The organism is Sphaerisporangium sp. NPDC049002 (assembly GCF_040649355.1).
Taxonomy (GTDB): domain Bacteria; phylum Actinomycetota; class Actinomycetes; order Streptosporangiales; family Streptosporangiaceae; genus Sphaerisporangium.
In genome coordinates, this window is record NZ_JBEZFH010000052.1 from 18,768 (window position 1) to 38,069 (window position 19,302).

The 19,302-nt window shown below is 69.8% G+C and carries 16 protein-coding genes, 1 tRNA gene and 2 pseudogenes; 4 read left to right on the top strand and 15 right to left on the bottom strand.

Annotated elements, in window-relative coordinates; genetic code table 11:
• Positions 1-122: 122 nt before the first annotated feature.
• On the bottom strand, positions 123-2,597 hold the full coding sequence (locus AB0B89_RS13675) for a GH1 family beta-glucosidase (protein ID WP_358552014.1): 2,475 nt from the start codon (positions 2,595-2,597) through the stop codon (positions 123-125).
• A 223-nt stretch (positions 2,598-2,820) separates the two neighbouring features.
• Between AB0B89_RS13675 and AB0B89_RS13680 the strand changes: the two genes are divergently transcribed.
• Positions 2,821-3,783, top strand: a complete 963-nt coding sequence (locus AB0B89_RS13680) for a quinone oxidoreductase (protein ID WP_358552018.1) — start codon at positions 2,821-2,823, stop codon at positions 3,781-3,783.
• Between the two features lie 218 nt (positions 3,784-4,001).
• Here AB0B89_RS13680 and AB0B89_RS13685 read toward each other — a convergent pair whose 3' ends face one another.
• The 8 genes from AB0B89_RS13685 to AB0B89_RS13720 all read right to left on the bottom strand — a co-directional run bounded on the left by AB0B89_RS13685 (position 4,002) and on the right by AB0B89_RS13720 (position 11,868).
• Entirely contained in the window at positions 4,002-4,751 is a 750-nt protein-coding gene (locus AB0B89_RS13685; RefSeq protein ID WP_358552020.1) for an SHOCT domain-containing protein, read from the bottom strand.
• A gap of 149 nt (positions 4,752-4,900) precedes the next feature.
• Entirely contained in the window at positions 4,901-5,971 is a 1,071-nt protein-coding gene (locus AB0B89_RS13690) for a helix-turn-helix domain-containing protein (RefSeq protein WP_358552022.1), read from the bottom strand.
• The gene (locus tag AB0B89_RS13695) at positions 5,971-6,771 is read right to left on the bottom strand and encodes an ABC transporter permease subunit (protein WP_358552024.1); all 801 of its coding nucleotides are present in this window, start codon (positions 6,769-6,771) and stop codon (positions 5,971-5,973) included. Before AB0B89_RS13695 ends, AB0B89_RS13690 begins: the two co-directional genes overlap by 1 nt.
• Entirely contained in the window at positions 6,752-7,657 is a 906-nt protein-coding gene (locus AB0B89_RS13700) for an ABC transporter ATP-binding protein (protein WP_358552026.1), read from the bottom strand. Before AB0B89_RS13700 ends, AB0B89_RS13695 begins: the two co-directional genes overlap by 20 nt.
• Before the next feature lie 131 nt (positions 7,658-7,788).
• Positions 7,789-8,172 carry a DUF393 domain-containing protein gene (locus tag AB0B89_RS13705; protein ID WP_358552028.1) on the bottom strand — a complete coding sequence of 128 codons (384 nt, stop codon included), beginning with the start codon at positions 8,170-8,172 and terminating at the stop codon, positions 7,789-7,791.
• A 43-nt stretch (positions 8,173-8,215) separates the two neighbouring features.
• Positions 8,216-9,796 (bottom strand): cobyric acid synthase, encoded by a 1,581-nt coding sequence (locus AB0B89_RS13710; RefSeq protein ID WP_358552030.1) that lies wholly within the window; start codon positions 9,794-9,796, stop codon positions 8,216-8,218.
• A gap of 272 nt (positions 9,797-10,068) precedes the next feature.
• Entirely contained in the window at positions 10,069-11,061 is a 993-nt protein-coding gene (locus AB0B89_RS13715) for a cobalamin biosynthesis protein (protein WP_358552048.1), read from the bottom strand.
• Positions 11,062-11,160: 99 nt separating this feature from the next.
• Positions 11,161-11,868, bottom strand: a complete 708-nt coding sequence (locus AB0B89_RS13720; protein ID WP_358552032.1) for a phosphotransferase — start codon at positions 11,866-11,868, stop codon at positions 11,161-11,163.
• Positions 11,869-12,656: 788 nt separating this feature from the next.
• Here AB0B89_RS13720 and AB0B89_RS13725 point away from each other — a divergent pair.
• From AB0B89_RS13725 to AB0B89_RS13735, 3 genes are all read left to right on the top strand, one after another.
• Entirely contained in the window at positions 12,657-13,640 is a 984-nt protein-coding gene (locus AB0B89_RS13725) for a Gfo/Idh/MocA family oxidoreductase (RefSeq protein ID WP_358552034.1), read from the top strand.
• A gap of 50 nt (positions 13,641-13,690) precedes the next feature.
• Positions 13,691-14,434, top strand: coding sequence for a ZIP family metal transporter (locus AB0B89_RS13730; protein WP_358552036.1), 744 nt, complete (start codon positions 13,691-13,693; stop codon positions 14,432-14,434).
• A gap of 74 nt (positions 14,435-14,508) precedes the next feature.
• Positions 14,509-14,582: transfer RNA gene (locus AB0B89_RS13735), tRNA-Arg, on the top strand.
• A 207-nt stretch (positions 14,583-14,789) separates the two neighbouring features.
• On the opposite strand, the gene AB0B89_RS13740 is transcribed toward AB0B89_RS13735, so the two are convergent.
• The 6 genes and pseudogenes from AB0B89_RS13740 to AB0B89_RS13765 all read right to left on the bottom strand — a co-directional run.
• Positions 14,790-16,133 carry a tyrosine-type recombinase/integrase gene (locus tag AB0B89_RS13740; RefSeq protein WP_358552038.1) on the bottom strand — a complete coding sequence of 448 codons (1,344 nt, stop codon included), beginning with the start codon at positions 16,131-16,133 and terminating at the stop codon, positions 14,790-14,792.
• A 14-nt stretch (positions 16,134-16,147) separates the two neighbouring features.
• Positions 16,148-16,360 (bottom strand): helix-turn-helix domain-containing protein, encoded by a 213-nt coding sequence (locus AB0B89_RS13745; protein ID WP_358552040.1) that lies wholly within the window; start codon positions 16,358-16,360, stop codon positions 16,148-16,150.
• Positions 16,357-17,973 (bottom strand): replication initiator, encoded by a 1,617-nt coding sequence (locus AB0B89_RS13750; protein ID WP_358552042.1) that lies wholly within the window; start codon positions 17,971-17,973, stop codon positions 16,357-16,359. Before AB0B89_RS13750 ends, AB0B89_RS13745 begins: the two co-directional genes overlap by 4 nt.
• The gene (locus AB0B89_RS13755) at positions 17,970-18,125 is read right to left on the bottom strand and encodes a hypothetical protein (RefSeq protein ID WP_358552044.1); all 156 of its coding nucleotides are present in this window, start codon (positions 18,123-18,125) and stop codon (positions 17,970-17,972) included. Before AB0B89_RS13755 ends, AB0B89_RS13750 begins: the two co-directional genes overlap by 4 nt.
• Positions 18,122-18,946, bottom strand: a pseudogene (locus AB0B89_RS13760) (FtsK/SpoIIIE domain-containing protein); the annotation flags it as partial. The gene AB0B89_RS13755 and the pseudogene AB0B89_RS13760, both read right to left, overlap by 4 nt.
• A 25-nt stretch (positions 18,947-18,971) precedes the next feature.
• Positions 18,972-19,302: pseudogene (locus AB0B89_RS13765) on the bottom strand (IS3 family transposase); the annotation flags it as partial.

Genomic DNA, 19,302 nt, shown 5'->3' on the forward strand with positions numbered 1-19,302 from the left:
GGGCAAACGATCATCGTCTTTCCAGGTGGAAAGGCATAAGCCAACGGAGCGTTGGGGAGTCGAGGGGCCGGTAGGCCCCTGGGAAGCGCTGTCCGAGCCGGAGGCGGGGACCATACGAGGATTCAGGTGGACTTTCGGATGATGAGTTCGGTGGGCAGGATCGTGGAGGAGACCGGGCCGCCGTCGATCTGGCGGAGGAGGAGGCGGACCGCCGCCAGGGCCTGGTCCTCTCGGAGGCTGCTGACCGTGGTGAGCGGGGGGATGGTGTAGGAGGCGGCCTCGATGTCGTCGAAGCCGACGACGGCAACGTCTTCGGGGACCTTGCGCCCGGTCTCATGCAACGCGCTCAACGCCCCGATCGCCATCAGGTCGTTGGCCGCGAAGACGGCGTCCAGCGCCGGGTCGTCCTGGAGCAGCTGGCGCATCGCGACCGCTCCCGACGCGCGGGTGAAGTCGCCGATGGCGACGATCGACCGGCGCCCGCTGTCGCGCAGGGTGTCCCGGTATCCCTCCAGCCGGGCCTGCGCCGCGACGCTGTCCAGCGGGCCGCAGATCATGGCGACGCGCCGCCGTCCCGTGCCGAGCAGGTGCGTCACCGCCGCGACGGCCCCGCCCGTGTCATCGCTGTCGATGTACGGCAGGGCCATGGGAACCGCGGGCCGGCCCAGCGACACGGTCGGGATGCCCGTACGGGCGAGCGCGCCGAGCAGCGGGTCGGCGCCGCGCGTCGAGACCACGACGACCCCGTCCACGTGCCCCGCCGCGACATACTGCTCCACCCGCAGCCGGCTTCGCGCGGAGCCGGCGAGCATGAGCGTGACCTGCTTGCCCTGCTCTTCCAGCGCGTGGACGGCCGTCCGTACGACCGAGGAGAACACCGGGTCGTCGCTCCCGCCTCCGGAACGGACGCCACCCACGATCCCGGGGCGGGGGTCTGTCAGGGAGGCGGGATGGGAGGGCGGGTGGGGTGAGTCGAGGACGACGAGGCCGATCGTGTCCGTGCGCTGGGTGACGAGGCTGCGGGCGGCCGAGTTGGGCACGTAGCCGAGCTCGTTGACGGCGTGCATGACGGTCTCGCGGAACTCGTCGCTGACCGTGGCCTGCCCGTTGATCACCCGCGAGACGGTCGACCTCGACACCCCCGCCCGGGCCGCGACCTCCTCAAGCGTGGGACGCCGGGTGCGTTCCCTCCACACCCCGTTGCGCTGGATCACCTCGCGGTACCACCGCGCGCTGTCCTTGAGCAGGCGCCGCTGCGTCGTGAAGTCGACATGCACGATCCCGAACCGCTTGTTGTAGCCCTCGGCCCACTCGAAGTTGTCCATCAGCGACCAGACGAGGTACCCCCGCAGGTCCGCCCCGGCTTCGATGGCGGCGTGCGCGGCCCGCAGGTGGCCCTCCAGGAAGGCGGTGCGGTCGGCGTCGTACACGCGCTCGCCCGACACCACGTCGTCGAACGCGGCGCCGTTCTCGGTGACGAGCAGCCCGACCTCGGGGTAGTCACGCGCGAGCCGTACGAGGAGCTGGGAGAGGCCGGTCGGGACGATGGCCCAGCCCGTGGCGGTCGTCGGGGCGTACGCGCCGGTGAACTCGATGTCCTCGGTGCCGGGGTAGGCGGGGTTGGCCGGCTCGCCCGGCCCGGACCGTACGACGCAAGGGGTGTAGTAGTTGATCCCGAGCAGGTCGATCGGCTGGTTGATGGTCGCGAGGTCGCCGTCGTGGATGTGGTCGAGCCCGGCGACGCGGTCGACGATCGACAGCACCTTGCCGGGGTACTCTCCGCGCAGCGCGGGGTCGAGGAACTGCCGGTTGATGAGGCAGTCGACGCGGTCCACCGCCTCGGCGTCCTCCGCGGACAGCGCGAGCTCCGGGTCGTTCACCTGGGCGGGGGTGACCACCGGGACGAGGTTCAGCGTGAGGGCGATCTCCCGCGCGCCCGCGTCGCGCAGCGCCTGGGTGCCCAGCCCGTGGGCGAGGAGCAAGTGGTGCGCCGCGCGGAAGGCGTCCGCCGACGACGTACGTCCCGGAGCGTGTACGCCGATGCCGTATCCGAGGAAGGCCTGCACCCAGGGCTCGTTGATGGTCATCCACGTGCCGACCCGGTCCCCGAGGCGGTCGTACACGAGCCGCGTGAAGTCGGCGAACCGGTAGGCGGTGTCGCGGTCGGTCCAGCCGCCCGCCTCCTCCAGGGCCTGCGGAAGGTCCCAGTGGTAGAGCGTCACATACGGCGCGATGTCGGCCGCGAGCAGCTCGTCCACCAGCCGCTCATAGAAGTCGAGACCCGCCGCGTTGGCGGGGCCGGAGCCGCCGGGCTGGACGCGCGGCCACGCCACCGAGAACCGGTAGACCTCCAGGCCGAGCTCCTTCATCATGCGCACGTCGCCGGGATACCGGTGGTAGTGATCGCAGGCGGTGTCGCCGGTGTGCCCCTCGAACACCGCGCCCGGGGTCCTGGCGAACGTGTCCCAGATCGACGGGCCCCTGCCGTCCTCGGCCGCGCCTCCCTCTATCTGGTAGGCGGCGGTGGCGGCTCCCCAGATGAAGCCGTCGGGAAAGGTCAGTGTCTGCCCTCGGTTCGCGATGGTCGTCGCAGTCATCCCTCGACAGCTCCCGTCTTTCTCCTGCTGGCCGAAACCCCTGTGGTGACCGGAACACGCCTGATCGGCGGATGCCCGCCCCCGACAATCCTGGCCCCACGGGCATGATCGCGCAAAGCCGGTTTGAGGGAGAACGCAAAGGTGGCCCGAAGGGAACAAGGCTTAGGGCCCCGGCGGTTGGGCACGAGCAACGCACCGTCCGCTCGCGAAGGAGTCCAGCGTCATGCATGCCATCGTCGTCTCCACCCCTGGTGGGTCTTCCGCGCTCGAATACAAGCAGGTGCCCGATCCGGTGCCGGGGCCCGATGACGTGCTGGTCGACGTGGCGGCGAGCGGCGTCAACTTCATCGACGTCTACCACCGCGAGGGGCGTTACCCGCTCCAGGCGCCGTTCGGCGTCGGGTCGGAGGGCGCGGGCACCGTGACCGCCGTCGGGGAGAACGTGACGGACATCGCGGCCGGGGACCGGGTGGGCTGGCAGGGGGTGCTGGGCAGCTACGCGGAGAAGGTGGTCGTCCCGGCTGCCAGGACGATCCCGCTTCCCGATGATCTGCCCTTCGAGCCGGCGGCGGCCGTGATCCTCCAAGGTCTCACCGCTCACTATCTCACCCACTCCACGTACGCCGTGAACACCGGTGACGACGTGCTCATCCACGCGGCGGCGGGCGGAATGGGGCTGCTCCTCACCCAGATGGTCAAGCTCCGCGGGGGCCGGGTGATCGGCACGGTCTCCACCGAGGAGAAGGCCAAGCCGGCCCGGGAGGCCGGGGCCGACGACGTGATCCCGTACGAGGATTTCGCCGAGGCCGCGCGCGAGCTGACCGGCGGCCAGGGCGTGCACGTCGTCTACGACGGCGTCGGCGCGGCCACCTTCGAGGGGAGCCTGGCCTCGTTGCGGCAGCGTGGCCTGCTGGCCCTGTACGGAGCGGCGAGCGGGCCGGTGCCGCCGTTCGATCCGCAGCGGCTGAACCAGGGCGGGTCGCTGTTCCTGACCAGGCCGACGCTCGCCCACTACGCCGTCACGCGCGAGGAGCTGCTCGGGCGGGCCGACGACGTGCTCGGCTGGGTCGCCAGCGGCGCCCTGAAGGTCCACATCTCCGGCAGGTATCCCCTTGCCGACGCGAGCAAGGCCCACGACGACCTCGAAGGCCGCCGTACGACCGGCAAGCTCCTGCTGATCCCCTGAGAAAGGTCCGGCTGATCCCCCGAGCACTCGCCGGATCAGCCGGACCGCCCGGATCAGCCGGGCGTCGCGAGATCGAAGAAGAGAACGCCCAGGTAGAGGCCCCCGGCGATCGCGATCAGGCTGAGCGCGATCGCCCAGGCGCGCAGCGCGGTCTCGTTCTTCATCGTGTTCCTTCCGAGTCGTTCATGGTGCTCCAATCGAAAGGACGGGCTCGGGGGTCACCGGGAGCCGTTCAGAAGGCGGGCCTTGGCGGCGGCGTACTCGGCGTCGTCGAGCCGGCCGCTCTCGTGGAGGAGGGAGAGCCGTTCGAGCTGGCCGACCAGGTCACCGGAACCGCCAGGGCCACCCACCACGGCGTCCTGTGGGGTCAGCTCGACGAAGCGCGACGCCGGGCGCGCCGGGGGTACGGGCGCGTCCGCCGGCCGGTCGCGGTCACCGCGCCGGTCGTCCTCGCCGGGCAGCACCACCGACGTCGTCCACCGCACGCTTCCCGCCGGAGGAGGCGCGGGCGCGGGCTTCGGCGACGGCCCCCAGAACAGCACGCGTAACGCGTCCCGGTTGAGCATGAAGAAGAGCGGCACGCCCCCCATGAACGCGAAGACCACGGCGCAGACCAGGAAGCCGGTCTCGACGCCGGGCCCTTCGAGCGAGGACGCGAGGAAGTTCCAGCCGAGGCTGAGGAACAGCGCGGGCCAGGCCAGCGGGATCAGGCGGGGACCCACCGGCAGGAGACTCGCGGCGTACAGCCCCACCGCGGCGAGCCCGCCGATGATGGACACCGGCATGATCCACCCGATCGCGTCCGGACACGGGGTGGCCACCACGTACGGCCCGCCGGAGGCACAGCTCCCTCCTACGCCCAACAGAAGGCGGGAGCTCAGGAACAGCATGGTCAGGCAGCAGGTGACGCCGCCCAACCCCAGAACGGTCCCGATAGACCTGCGGACCAGGCGAAGGGGGGTGATCACGCTCCGTATGGTAGGTCACGCTCCCCATTCCAGAACAGAACTTACAAAGCCGGTAAACCACTGTCATCCCCTACGAACCACCGTGACCCGGGTGCGCCAGGCGGGACGACGTGAGCGGGACGACTGGGAACCGGTGTCCGGTGGGACCGCTAGGAACCCGTTTCCGGCGGCCAGCCGAGGAGGCGGGCGCCGAGGACGGCGGTCTCCAGTGTGAAGCGCTGGGTCGGGTCGTCGGGTGAGAAGCCGGTGAGCCGCCGGATGCGCTCCAGGCGGTAGGTGACGGCCCGGGTGCTGATGCCGAGCTTCCGGGCGGCGGCGGTCTGGTTGCCCTGGGCTCCGAACACCGCTTCCAGCGTCTCAAGCAGGGGCTCGGGACCGCCGCGCGCGTCCAGCAGCGGGTTCAGGACGGTCGCGACGAGGTCCTCGATCGCGTCCCGGTCGCGCAGCAGGACCGGGAAGACCAGCAGGTCGGCCGCCCGCAGAACCTGGGGCCGCAGGCCGAGCCGCTCCCCCAGGCCGATCGCGTCGCTCGCCTCGCGAAAGGACGTCACCACGCCTCCCGGTCCGCGATGCGGACGGCCGATGCCCACCCGCCAGCCGGCGTCGAGATTCCCGCGCACGTGGTGGGTGAACTCCCCGGTGGCCGCGGTCAGGGCGGCGGGCGCCACGCAGACCAGCAGGCCGTCACGGGCCGCGATCAGGACGTTGTGCGAGCCGAACCGGGCGATCAGCGCCTGCTCGATCCGGCGGATGAGCGGGTCGCCGTCCCCGACCGGCTTGACGTCCCTGGCCACGGCCACCACGTACGCCTCGGCCAGCCGGAGCCCGAAATGCTCCGCACGCTCGGCCAGCCGGTCGGCCCGTCCCTGCAACAGGTCGCCGATGAACTCCCGCCGGGCCTCGTCCTCCTCCCGGATGGCCCGGAGCTGTGCTTCCTCGTATCCGTCGAAGTACGCCGCCACGGCCCTGCGTACGGCTCCGAGGACGGGCGCGCCGGCGGGACGGGAGGTGAGCTCGCAGGCGAGCAGGCAGGCGTCGGTGAGCGAGCGCATGGGCACGCCACGCTCGGCGGCGGCCGTCCCGAGCGCGCGCAGCGCCTCGACGGCGTCACGGTCGGGTAAGCGTCCCGTGGACGAGGCGGCCGTGAGCACCGAGAGATACCCGCCGAGCAGGTCGGCGGGCACCCCGGTCGCCTCGCTCACATGAGCGAGAACGTCCATCACACTCCTACGTCACGCCGATCGAAGGAGAGGACGGCGGTCAGGATCAGCACGGCCGTCCCGGCGAGCAGGACCAGGTAGTCGCCCACCGGCAAGCCGTTCACCAGCGGGTTTCCTCCACTGTAGTAGTGGAACGGCGAGAGCCGGTTCAGCCACTTCATCGCCTCGACGTCGGCGGCCAGCGCGTTGACCACGTACCCCGCCACCGCGTACGTGCCGGCGACCGCCATGGCGAGCGCCTTGCGGCCGGTGGCCGCGCCCACGGCGAGCGCGAGGGTCCCGAAGAACAGGACCAGCAGGTACAGGCCCGTGTGCGCCGCGACGATCCTGCCGAGGGGCACTCCGAGGTCCACCGCCGACCCGAGGAGGACGATCACCGCGAACGACGCGACCGCGACGCCGAGCAGGCCGATCGCCAGCGCGGCGAAGCGCTCCAGCACCAGCCGCCTGCGGGCCATCGGCAGCGTGAGGGTCAGCTCCAGCGTGCCCGCCTCCTCGGGTGCCGCGATGGCCTTGTTGCCGAGGATCACCGCGCACATGATGAAGAGCAGTGGTACGAACAGCTGGTAGACGACGGCCTGGAGGAATCCGGTGCCGCTGGCGATGTTCTCCAGGCCGCCCATCAGTTTCCGGACGCTGTCGGGGTACTTCGCGAGGGCCGCCTGGTCATAGAAGTCCGGATTTTTGTGCATCTGGGGGAAGAAGGACGTGTACAACCCCGCGAAGAGGCAGATGCCGACCGACCAGCCGATGAGCGCGCGGCGGTAGTCGCGCAGGGTCTTACGCACCAACGTGGGCATGGTGCACGTCCTCGCTGTAGTAGGTGAGGAAGATCTCTTCCAGGTCCGGCTCGGCGCTGACCATGTGGACGACGGTGAACCGCGCCGCCGCCTTGATGAGAGCGTCGGGGCGGCCGTCGATCGTGCAGCTCACGCTCGCGCCCGTGACCTGGAGGTCGCGCACGCCCGGAAGATCCCGGAACGCCTCCTCGGGCACCGGGGCGTCGAAGTGGAACTCCACCCGGCGCACGGCCTTCTCGCGCAGCGCGGCGACGTCCTCCACGGCGACCAGCCTGCCGCCCCTGACGATGCCCACCCGGTCGGAGACGTGCTCGACCTCCGCGAGGACGTGGGACGACATGAGCACGGTGCGCCCCGCCGCACGTACCTCGCGCACCATCGCGAGGAACTCCTGCTGCACGAGCGGGTCGAGGCCGCTGGTCGGCTCGTCGAGGATCAGGAACTCGGGCTCGTGCATGAACGCCTGGATCAGGCCGACCTTCTGCTTGTTGCCCTTGGAGAGCTGCCCCATCCTGACCGACAGGTCGGCCTCCAGCCGCTCGGCCAGCACGTCGATGCTCCCCCTGGCCACGCCTCCCCTGACGCCCGCGAGGAATTCCAGGTACTCTCGCGCCTTCTCCCGGCCTTCGAGGGCCAGCTCGCCGGGGAGGTAGCCGATCCTGCCGCGGACGGACGCGTCACGGGGGTCGGCGCCGAGGACGCGGACCTCGCCGCGCGTGGGACGGATCACGTCGAGGAGCAGGCGGATCGTCGTCGTCTTCCCGGCGCCGTTCGGGCCGAGGTACCCGAACACCTCGCCGGGATGGATCTCCAGGGTGAGATCCTCCAGCCCCCGGCGCTTACCGTAGAACTTGGTCAGCCCCTCGGTTTCCACCACTGCTGTCATGGCTCGCATCTTGGCCCTTAGCGCTGTCGCCCCGACAGGACCACACCCGGACAGTTCCATCCCCCTTCCTTTCCATATCCCGGCAACCGCAGGGCCAAGAAAGCTCTACCGGGGTGGGCCAGGTCGGCGGGTCAGCGGTCGACGGCGCAGGTGCCCGTGCTGCCGGGGAGGCGGTGGCGGTTGCGGGCGATGACGCGGTAGACCGCCTCGGCGGCCCAGCTCACCGGGGGGACGAGCATGATCTGACCGGCCGCGCGCCACCAGGCCACGGGTTGTACGGCGAGCAGCAGCGCGACGGCACGGGCGCCCGACGCGTGAAGGCCGTTGGGACCGACCAGTTGCACGGACTGGGTCACCTCGTCGAGGGTCAGCCCGTGGCCGACCAGATCGAGATCCTGCCAGCGGCTCACCCGCGGCATCACGGGGAGATGTCTGAACCCGAACTCGACACAACGCTGGCAGAACCCGCAGTCGCCGTCATACACCAGCACGTGCCGATTCTCCCATACGGCCATCACGCTCCTCGGTTCGGTGAGGCAGCGTGGGCGGACCTGCGGACTATCCCTGAGGCAGCCCAGGCGAGCCCGCGGCTCCTCCTGGAGGTAGCCCAGGCAAGCCCGCGGTTCCTCCTGGAGGTAGTGCGGGCATGCCCGAGGGTGCGCCCTTCTCGATGAGCGTGAGCAGGGCGTCGGTGTCGACATGGTGCTCGATCAGGTCGCCGAGTGCGTCCAGGTGGCGTTCCCGGAGGGCCGCGAACGAGACGCCGGGCGCGGGAGCGAAGTCCCTGCCCGCCCTCGCGGCGACGTCGGCGAGGAACGCACGACGGAAGTCGTCGTTCTCCAGCGCCCCGTGCCACGTCGTCCCCCACACCGCGCCCACCCGGCAGCCGTCCAGGAACGGCTCCGGCCTCCGGTCTTCGTCGTCCGTAAGCGGCGCCGTCTCCCCACCCTCTCCACCGTCGACCGTCACGATCCCGTGGTGGATCTCGTATGCGGCGACGCGGCAGCCGTACGCCTCGCCGACCGGGCGGGAAAGGGTCTTGCCCGGGGCGAACTCGACGGTCGCGGGGAGCAGGCCGAGCCCCTCCACCAGCCCGGCGCCGGACTCCACGTCGTCGCGGATCGAACGCGCGAGCATCTGGTAACCGCCGCAGATGCCGAGGATGGGGCCCCGCCGGTCGAGAAGCGCGGACGCCAGGCCCGTACGGCGCAGCCATTCGAGGTCGGAGACCGTGGCGCGTGACCCCGGCAGGATGACCAGGTCGGCCTCACGGATCTCGGAGACGTCAACCGGAGAGGCGACGAACCGGACCCGCACCCCCGGCTCCGCCGCGAGGGCGTCCACGTCGGTGAAGTTGGAGATCCTCGGGTACCGCACCACCGCCACCCGCAGGCTCCCGGACGTACCCGGCGCCGAAGCGTGCGTCGGCCTGTTGTCCAGGGCCAGGGAGTCCTCCAGATCCATCCACAGCCCGTCGAGCCAGGGCAGCACCCCGTACACGGGGCGCCCGGTCAGATCCCTCAGCATGTCGAGGCCGGGTTCGAGCAACTCCGGCGCCCCTCGGAACTTGTTGATCAGAAAGCCACTGATGAGCGCCTGATCTCCCGCGTCGAGGAGGGCCAGCGTGCCGTACAGGGAGGCGAAGACGCCGCCCCTGTCGATGTCCCCGACGACGATCACCGGGATGTCGGCGGCACGGGCCAACCCCATGTTGGCGATGTCCCCCCTGCGGAGGTTGATCTCCGTGGGGCTTCCCGCGCCCTCGCACACGACCACGTCGTACGTCGAGCGGAGCCGGTCGAGCGACTCCAGGGCGACCTTTCTGAGGTGGTCCTTGTACGCGCCGTACTCCATCGCGTCCACGTCGGCGATCGGCCTGCCGAGCACCACGACCTGGCTACGACGGTCACTGCCGGGCTTGAGCAGGATCGGGTTCATGTCGGCGACGGGCTCCAGGCCGGCCGCCTGCGCCTGCGCGACCTGCGCCCGTCCGATCTCGGCTCCGTCGGCGGTCACGTACGAGTTGAGCGACATGTTCTGCGCCTTGAACGGCGCCACCCTCACCCCCTGGCGGGCCAGCCACCGGCAGATGCCCGCCGTGACGACGCTCTTACCCGCGTCCGAAGTCGTCCCCGCCACCAGAAGCGTCCCTTTAAGCACCCCCCAAAGATGCCAGACCCACCCGAATCCACACCCCCGCACCCAGGAGAGCTGGAGTCGCGCCACCAGAGATCGCGTTCCTCCGGAGGGGAACCGGAGACCTCGCTCCTCCGCCGGGACCGGACGTCCGTTCCTTCGGCCGGGCCGGACGTCCCGTTCCTTCGGCCAGGACCGGACGTCCCGTTCCTTCGGCCAGGACCGGACATCTCGCTCATTCGGCCAGGACCGGCGGAGGGCCGGCGGGTATGCGGTCACCGCCGGCGACGCCACCCCCGCAGCATCCGCGCGGAGGCGATCGCGAGTACGGCCGAGGACAGGTTCACAGCGCGCGCGAGCCGTACGGACCTGGAGATGTCGCCGACGGCGGGACGGGGGCCGTCGCCGAGCTCGGGGCGGTGCTCCACCCGGCCGCCGTAGTCGTTGCGGCCCCCCAGCTGGACCCCGAGCGCCCCCGCGAACGCCGCCTCGCACCGCCCGGAGTTGGGGCTGGGATGCCGGTGGCCGTCCCTGCGCAGTACGGCCGCCGCCGCACGAGGTGATCCACCGACCAGCGGAGCCAGCACGCAGGCCAGCACCCCAGTGACCCGGGCCGGGACGTAGTTCGCCACGTCGTCCAGGCGGGCGGCGGCCCAGCCGAACCGCTCGTACCGCTCGGAGCGGTGACCGATCATCGCGTCCAGCGTGTTGACCGCCCGGTAGGCCAGCAGGCCGGGCACGCCCGCCACCGCACCCCAGGCCAGCGGGGCGACTACGGCGTCGGAGGTGTTCTCGGCGATCGACTCCACCGTCGCGCGGGCCAGCTCGGCCTCGGACAGGCCGGAGGGATCACGTCCGCACAGGTGGGGCAGCCTCGCACGCGCGGCGGCGAGATCACCCGATTCGAGGGCTCTCGCCATGTACGCCCCTTCGCGGGCCAGGGTCGTACCGCCGAGCACCGCCCAGGTGGCCACGGCGGTGACGGCCACGCGAGCGGACGGCCTTCGCCGGGTCAGCCGCTCGGCCGCCACCCCGAGGACCGCCGCCGAGCCGACGCACAGCGCCACGTGCGCCGCGCCCTTCGCACGCGCCGGCCCGTACAGGCGGCGCTCCAGTGCGCCGGCGGCGCGGCCGAACAGCGCGACGGGGTGGGCCCGGTTCTGCGGATCGGCGAGAACCGCGTCCAGCGCGACTCCTGCCAGCAGCCCGACGGCCCGGCCGTTCCGGCCCCTGCCCGGCTTCCGTAGCTTGGCGGCCGTCCGGACGATGGCTCCGGTACCTGTCTTCGACTTCCCTGTGCGTGTGATCGTTCGATCTTTCTTCACGAAATGAGTGCTGGTTCAAGCTCTGGGAGATCGTCTCGCGTTCTAGTGGAGATGGGCGTCGAGTTCGTCCCAATGGGTGTCGAGCCAGGCCGAGGCGCGGCGGATGCGCTCGCCGGCGCCGTCCTCCCACATGCGGGCCCAGCCTCCACCGTTCGTCAGGGCCCGCGATCGCATGGCGACGTACGAGCGGTCGAACCGGAGCCGGCTCAGCTCCAGAAGCCGGCGCCGGTCGCGCGCCTCGAAACCGTACGCGTCGCAGAACAGCCTCAGCCGCGCGCCGACATCGAGATCGCGTTGCAGCGGATCGCGATCGATCGGGTCGGCGATGGGCGCCCAGTGCCGTAAGGCGGTCACGGCGTCGAACAGCCGGGTCGTCGGGCGGGCCATGTCGAAGTCGATAAGCGCCCAAGGCCTTTTCCCGCGAAATATCACGTTCTCGGGGGTGATATCGCAATGACCGATCAGCTCGGGTGCGGCGTCGTCGGCGGAGCCGCCCTCCCACCGGGCATCCGGCGGAGGCGCGAAGCTCCGGACGGCGTCATGGAACCGCCGTACCAGCACCGCGAGGTCGACTAGGGCCTCATCACCGACCGCGTACGCAGGAAGGGGACGGGTCGCCGCACGGCCGGGCACATAGGAGAGGATCTGCCGCCCCTGGTCATCGATACCGAGCACCCGTGGCGCCCCCTCGAACCCAACCGCCTCAAGGTGGCCGAGCAGAGCGTGCACGGCAGGACTGGACGCGCTCATCGGACGTCGCACAGTGTCGCCCACCCGGACGACACCCTCCGTCACATCACCGCCAATCAGGGTGATCTCCGGAGAAGCCGTACCGACCAACATGCCCCAAAATCCTAGCCCCACCTCCCTGACGACGACACCCTTCCCCCACCCCTCCCGGGTACCCCTACCACCCGCCCCCTCACCTCCGCCGCACAACCCCACCCCGCCCACCACGACGACCACCTGCCCCCACCCGCACAGCCCACCTTGAAACACCCAGCCCCACCCGCACAGCCCACCGTGAAACCACCCAGCCCCACCCGGACGGCCACCCACCCCGCCCGCCGATGGACCACCCGGCTTCGCCCGCACGGCCCCCGTGAAACCACCCGCCCCCACCCGCACAGCCCACCTTGAAACACCCAGCCCCACCCGCACAGCCCACCGTGAAACACCCAGCCCCACCCGCACAGCCCACCGTGAAACCACCCAGCCTCCCGGACGGCCACCCACCCCGCCCGCCGAGGGACCACCCGGCTTCGCCCGCACGGCCCCCGTGAAACCACCCGCCCCCACCCGCACAGCCCACCGTGAAACCACCCAGCCTCACCCGGACGGCCACCCACCCCGAGGGACCACCCGGCTTCGCCCGCACGGCCCACCCACCGCGCTCCGTGTGGTGCGCATCAGGCGCCGCGACGGCGAGTAGAGGTACGGCGATGCCGGCGCCGCCGTACGTCGGGCAACCGGTGAACGTTCGTGGTCACCGCACCACGAATCCGGGAGTCCGACGCTCTATCTGGCATGATGCGATCATGCGAATCGGGACTCTCGGCGCGGCCCGGATCACCCCCAGCGCGCTCGTCAAGCCGGCCCGGTCCGTCGACACCGTAGAAGTGGTGGCCGTCGCCGCCCGTGACCGCTCCCGCGCCGAAGCCTTCGCCGCCAAGCACGGTATCCCCGCCGTCCACGACTCCTACGAGGCTCTGGTCACCGACCCGTCCATCGACGCGATCTACAACCCGCTGCCGAACGCGCTGCACGCCGAGTGGACGCTGCGCGCCCTCGAAGCCGGCAAGCACGTCCTCTGCGAGAAGCCCTTCACCTCCAACGCCGAGGAGGCCAGGGCCGTCGCGGACGCGGCCGAGAAGTCCGGCCTGGTGGTCATGGAGGCGTTCCACTACCGCTACCACCCGCTGATGGAACGGGCGCTGGAGATCGTCCGTACCGAGCTCGGCGAGATCAGGCACGTCGAGACCTGGATGTGCTTCCCGCTCCCCCGCTTCTCCGACATCCGGTACTCGCTGAAGCTCGGCGGCGGGGCGCTCATGGACGCGGGCTGCTACGCGGTCCACTGCCTGCGTACTCTCGGCCCAGGCGAACCGTCCGTCGTCTCGGCGTCGGCCCTGCTCCAGTCCCCCGGAGTCGACCGGGCCATGGCCGCCGATCTCCGCTTCCCCACGGGCGCCACGGGTCGGGTCCACGCCTCGATGTGGTCCGGCCAGGTACTCAAGATCGCCGCCCGCGTCCAGGGCGCACGTGGCACGCTGGGCATCACCAACTACGTCGCCCCGCAGTTCTTCCACCGCGTCACCGTGACCGTGGACGGGCTACGGCGGCGCGAGCGCGTACCGGGCGAAACCACCTACACCTACCAGCTCCGCGCCTTCGCGGCAGCCGTCCAGAACGGCACCGCTCCCCTCACTCCACCCCAGGACTCGATCGCCAACATGACGGTGATCGACGCCATCTACCGCAAGGCCGGCCTCCCCCTCCGAGGAACCCCCTCCCCGGCCTGATCTTGCGTGTTGCCCGGCTCATTACCGTCTTGGGTGTCTACGGTGGCCTCATGCCGATCGTGCTGGCCTTCGCCGCCTTCGTCACGACCCTCCTGGGCGGCGTCGTGGCCCAGCGCGTCCAGGACAGGCGGCACATGGTCCTCGGCGCGGCGGCCGGTGTGATGCTCGGGGTGGTGGCCTTCGATCTCGTTCCCGAGGGTCTCGCACTCGGGCCGTACCGGCTGCTGGGCGTGCCGCTACCGATGCTCACGCTCGCACTCGGCTTCCTCACGATCCACGTCGTAGAACGATCTCTGGCCGTCCACGAGGTACACGAAGGTCACTACGCCAGCCACAGCCACCGGCACGCCGCCGTCGGCCTCGGCGCCGGGTCAGCACTCGTCGTCCACAGCCTGATCGACGGCACCGCCATCGGCGCCGCGTTCCAGACAGGCAGCGAGCTGGGCCTCGTGGTGGCCATCGCCGTGATCGCGCACGACTTCACCGACGGCTTCAACACCTTCACCCTCACGACCCTTTACGGCAACGCCCGGCGGCGGGCCGTGATCCTGGTGTTCCTGGACGCCGTGGCGCCCATCGTCGGCGCCTCGCTGACCTTCCTGATCCACATCCCCGAACCGGTGCTGGCCGCCTACCTGGGCTTCTTCGGCGGCTTCCTGCTCTACCTGGCCACCGCTGACATCCTCCCCGAAGCCCACACCACCGACCACCCGACCCGGGCCACCCTCCTGGCGACCATCGGCGGCACCCTGTTCATGTGGCTGGTCATCGGCCTCACCGCCCACCGGCCATAGACTCCATGATGAACATCCACGCCGAGCGGCCACGGTGCACGGACGCTCCCCAGATCATGCACAATTATCCGAGAGCACCCTTAGCTCAGCTGGATAGAGCACCGGACTTCTAATCCGACGGTCGCAGGTTCGAATCCTGCAGGGTGCGCTGCAGAGACCAGGTCATCTAGCCGCTGACCTGGTCTTTTACGTTGATCGACCCCTGACGCCACCCGCAGCCAGATGCCACCAAAAGCAGCCCTCAGCGGGTGCTCACGGGATATACGCGGGATGAAACCAGGGACGTTTTCCCAGCTCAGAGGCCCAAAAACGAAGGGCCACGGGATGACCGTGACCCTCCGATGGTAGATCGTCTTCACGCCGTCAGCGCCTCGGCTATGCGCTGGTTCGCGATCTCGCGCTGCCCGTCGACGCACTTGGCATAGACCCGCAGCAGCACATCCACGCTGTGCCCGGCCCGCTCAGCGACGTCCGGCGCCGGGACCCCGGAGTTGAGCCAGAGCGAAACGGCCGCATGCCGCAGGTCGTATGGCCTGCCCCCCAGCGGCGACGCGACCTGATCAGGAGTCAGCGCGTACGTCCGGGCTTCCTTCCACACCTTGGCGTAGGCCGTCGTGGAGAAGACGCCGCCCGTCGCGGTCCGGAACAGCCGCCCATCGGATGCGGTGCCATGGCGTTCGATGTGCTCGCGGAGGATCACCACCAGCTCAGACGGGATCGGTACGTCCCGTATCGCCTTGCGCCGACGCTGCTTGAGCCCGCGAACGTCGTGTGTCTTGCCGGAGTCGGAGAACCGCCGGCCGCTCTCCGGACGTGTCTCCTCCAAGGTCAGCAGGCCCCACCCGGTTGCCGGAAGATGGCAGTCTTTCTCGCGCAGGCCCGCCGCCTCAGCAGGCCTCAGCCCAGCGAAGTACATGCAGGCGAACATGCCAGCCAGCATCGCCCCGCGGGAACGGCCCACGTAGGTCACCGCGACGAGGAGCTCCCGAGCCTGCGCCGGATTGACCACCACGCGGCGGTCGATCTCCCCCGAGATCTTGGCGGGCTTCCAGTTCACCCGGTCGAGCGGATTTGCCGAAAGATCTCCCAGCTCGACGGCGTACTCCAGAGCGTGATGGAACACCGCCCGCTTACGCCGGAAGGTCGAGTCAGCCGCCCGCTTCCCATCGAGGGTGACCGACAGCGCCTCCAACGCGGCCCGAACCGTCTTGGCCTCCTCCAGCTCCACGACGGGCAGCGAGGCCCCGGTGAGCCACCGCAGCGCCGCGGCCTGATCAGCATCGAGACTCCCCCGCCGGCCATCAGGCAGGAAGACATGCCCACGAAGAACCGACCGCAAGACCCGGAGATCGGGCTTACCCGGCCGGTCGCGCAGGAGAGCAAGCGTGGCGCCGGTCATCGTGTCCGTCATGCCCTCCCGCGACTTGGCGGCCGAGTGAGGCCACTTGGCCAGCACATACGCCTGAGCGAACTGCAGCCACGTCCGCGCGGCCTTGGCCTTGACCAGCGACACGGGCAGACCGCTCTCCACGTCGAAAGCCTCACCAACCTTGGCCGCCTGCCGCAGGTCCGACAGGAAGCTCTCGGCCAGAGCCTTGGTGCGGAAAGTCTTGGACTTCTCCCGACCTCCAACCTTCCAGCGCACCTCGTACGACGCCGTCTTGCTGGACTTGTTGCGGCGGACGTCCCAGAACTTCACGTCATAGCTGGTGTTCACGCCGCCCTGCCGTTCCGGGGGTCGGTCTCCCGTAGCGACTCAAGCCAGGCGTCGAAGTCGCTGCGGTAGACCCGGATCTCCCCGTTGGGCAGCTTGAAGCCCACGGGCGCCTTACCGATCTCCCGCCAGCGGTAGAAGGTGCGAAGCGAGACCCCGCCCAGCTCGGCGAGGATGTCAGGGACGCTCATCAACTCGTCACGCTTCCTCATGCCGCCCTCCCCTCAGTTGCCGAAAGATCAAGCCCCTCTCCTTGCGCCTGGAGCTGGTTCATGTGATTGCGCCACCGCTGGCGCTCATGGACAGACCGCAGAAGCCGGAGGGCCAGCGGAGGCACGTTGGCGTCTCCGTGCGGAACGGGGCGCCAAATGTAGCGGTGCGGGTCGACGGGTTCGTCTGCGACGCCGAGGGCTTCCAGGACCCAGGTGCGGCGGTCCTGCTTGTGCTCGGTCAGTGTCTTGTTCGACCACTTGCGAGACACCAGGACCCGCCGGCCCGCGTAGCCGAGGTGTTCGGGCTTGTGCGCCTTGCCCCTGCACCGGCCGGGAGCCATGCCCGCCTTGGCTTCCCTAGGCTGGACGCCGTAGCGCAGCCAGTTCGGACACGTCACAGAGCACGGCTCAAACCGCAATGCCACAGCGAGCCGTTGCGCGTGGAGACGCTGGGCCTGGTTGTCGGCGTCGAGGGTGTCGCCGATGCTCTTGGTGAGGTACTTCGACAGGTACCGGATGCACTGGTCGGCATCCTTGCTCCCGGCCAGCACGCCCTGGACGTCGAGTTGACGGCCGAAGCGGACCACATGCAGCGGTTCGGCCTCCTCGTCCTGGTCGAGCTGGTCAAGCGCCTCATCCCAGGTGGGCAGAACTTCACCGGTGTCCGGGTCGAGGTAGCCGACCCTGTCCGACCAGACCGGCAGGTGATCGCCCTCGTACTTCACCTCATCGACCGACGGCCACCACACCTGGTGATAGGTCGCCGCCGCGATCTGCTTGATCTCCGCACGGGGCAGGGTTCCTCGTACGGCCATGTGAAGGTGCGGGGCCAGCCGCTTTTGTGGTTCGACCGCGGCGAAGTACTGCACATCGAAGCCGGCCACCCGGCGAAGGTTCTGCACGAACCGGTCGACCAGCTTGGAGAAGTGCAGCGCATCCCGAGCGGCCCGCGCGTAGTCGTAGGTGCCGGGGTCGACGGGGACGCCGTCCTTGACCCGCCCGTACGACGGGAGCGTAAGCGTGATGAACATCGACGGCCGGAAGATCTTGCCGTCCGGGGACTGGAACACCCTCCCGAGCGTCGTGGCGCTCATCGTGCGCTTGGGCAAGTCCGGGGCGTCCTGCCGCCGCTTGGTCGACCGCGACCGCTTCCCAGTCGTACGGCCGAGAACGTCGCCGCGCATCCCCGCGTTGTTGATCTCCTCGTCCAGTTCCACGATCGCCGCATCCAGCTGCTCGGTGGGCTCACCCGCGGCCTCTGCCCGATCCCGCCAGACCTGGGCGTCGGCGCGCACCTCGACGAGGCAGCGCTGATAGTCGTCGGCCTCGTCTGGGGTGTTGATGGGCTCGGAGTCGAGGTGCCAGCCCTCCCGGCACTGAGCCATCCGTAGTTGCCGGTTGCGCTTGGCACACGAGGGGCACTTTGCCTCCAAGGTCGCGCCGCAGGGGACATCCACGATGTCGGACTTGCCGGTCGTGATGTCCAGCCGCCGCAGCGGTACCGGGCGGATGCAGACGCCGTACTGCTTGGCGATCTGCTCGACGACATCCCGGGCCAGCGGCATCGCCATCCGCACCGCCCGAGGCAGGGACCGATCGTTGGCGTTGCTCATCGAGCATCACCGTCGTCCTCAGCCGGGAGCGTGACCGCGACCTGGCCGCACTCGTGGCATTCGACGAGCCCGCATACCGGGTCCAGCCACAGCGCGTTGAGGCAGCCGCACACCGAGCAGCGCAAGCCGTCGAGGAAGTGGGCCAGCGTCATGCCGCCTCACCCACCTCGGCGAACTGCTCCGCCATGGCGCGGATGTTGGCGTCGGAGACGTAGGCCGCGCGGACCCGGATCGGGTCTGGACTGGTCTCCAGGCGCACGTATCCGACTCCGGCGCCGGTCTCGGGTCGGGGTGAGATGAGGTCGGCGAGTGCTCCCCTGCCTCGGGCGCCGTCGCCGAGGACCATGTCCACCTGTTCGGACTCATCCAGCCGCAGGGCGATCTTGTCGGGGAACAGGTTGCGGATGTTCATGACCTCCTTGCGCGGGTCCTGCAGCGCGGCCAAGACGCCGACACCGACCGCGCGGCCTTGGGTGGTCAAGGTGGCAAGAGCACTGGTGATGCGCTGGCGAAGGTGCTTGTCGGATTGATAGGCGGTGAGGAAGGCGACCTCGTCGACGACCACCAGGACGAACGGGTCATCCACAGTGGGGGTGTGATTGCGCTGGACTCCGGCGAACCGACCTGCCCGTTCCTGCATCACCTTGACCGCGGCGTCGAGGAGGTCGGCGCATGCGGCGGGGTCGGCGGCGTAGCGGTCGCCGAAGATGGCGCGGCCGTAGGACAGCTCCATGAGCTTGGGGTCCAGCCCCCACACCTGCACCAGCCCGGCGCGGACGGCAGGCAGCAGGCCACGGATGGCGGACCAGATGACCGGCCCCTTGCCTGCCCCGGTGGCCCCGGCGACCAGGACGTGTGTCCCGTGGAGCTTGAGCCGCCATGGCATGCCGTCCTCGGTGGTGCCGACCTGTACCGGGTCGACTGACGCGGTCGCAGGGATGGGAATCGCCGGACTGGGGACGGCGAGCGGGTCGGAACCTGTCAAACGTGTTGAGACATCAGGCTACTTGTGTGGTTTGTGGTGAAGCGCCGTCGTCTTGAGACGTGAGTGGTTTGTTGATCCACACTCGTGAGGGCAGCGGCGGTGGGCAGGGCCGCCGACCATGGAACCGCTCGGGGTGGGCCAGGAACGCCGCGTTTAGCGTGGCGGCGCGCCTGGCGTGGATCTCAGCCACCGAGCCGTCATGCACCGATGCCGGGGTGTGCATTCCGATACCGGAATGGCGATGCTCATTGTTGTAGTACCGGAAGAACTGGTCGCAAAAGACGCCTCCATCTTCGATGGACCCGAACACCCCGGGGAACGCGGGACAGTACTTGAGTGTTTTA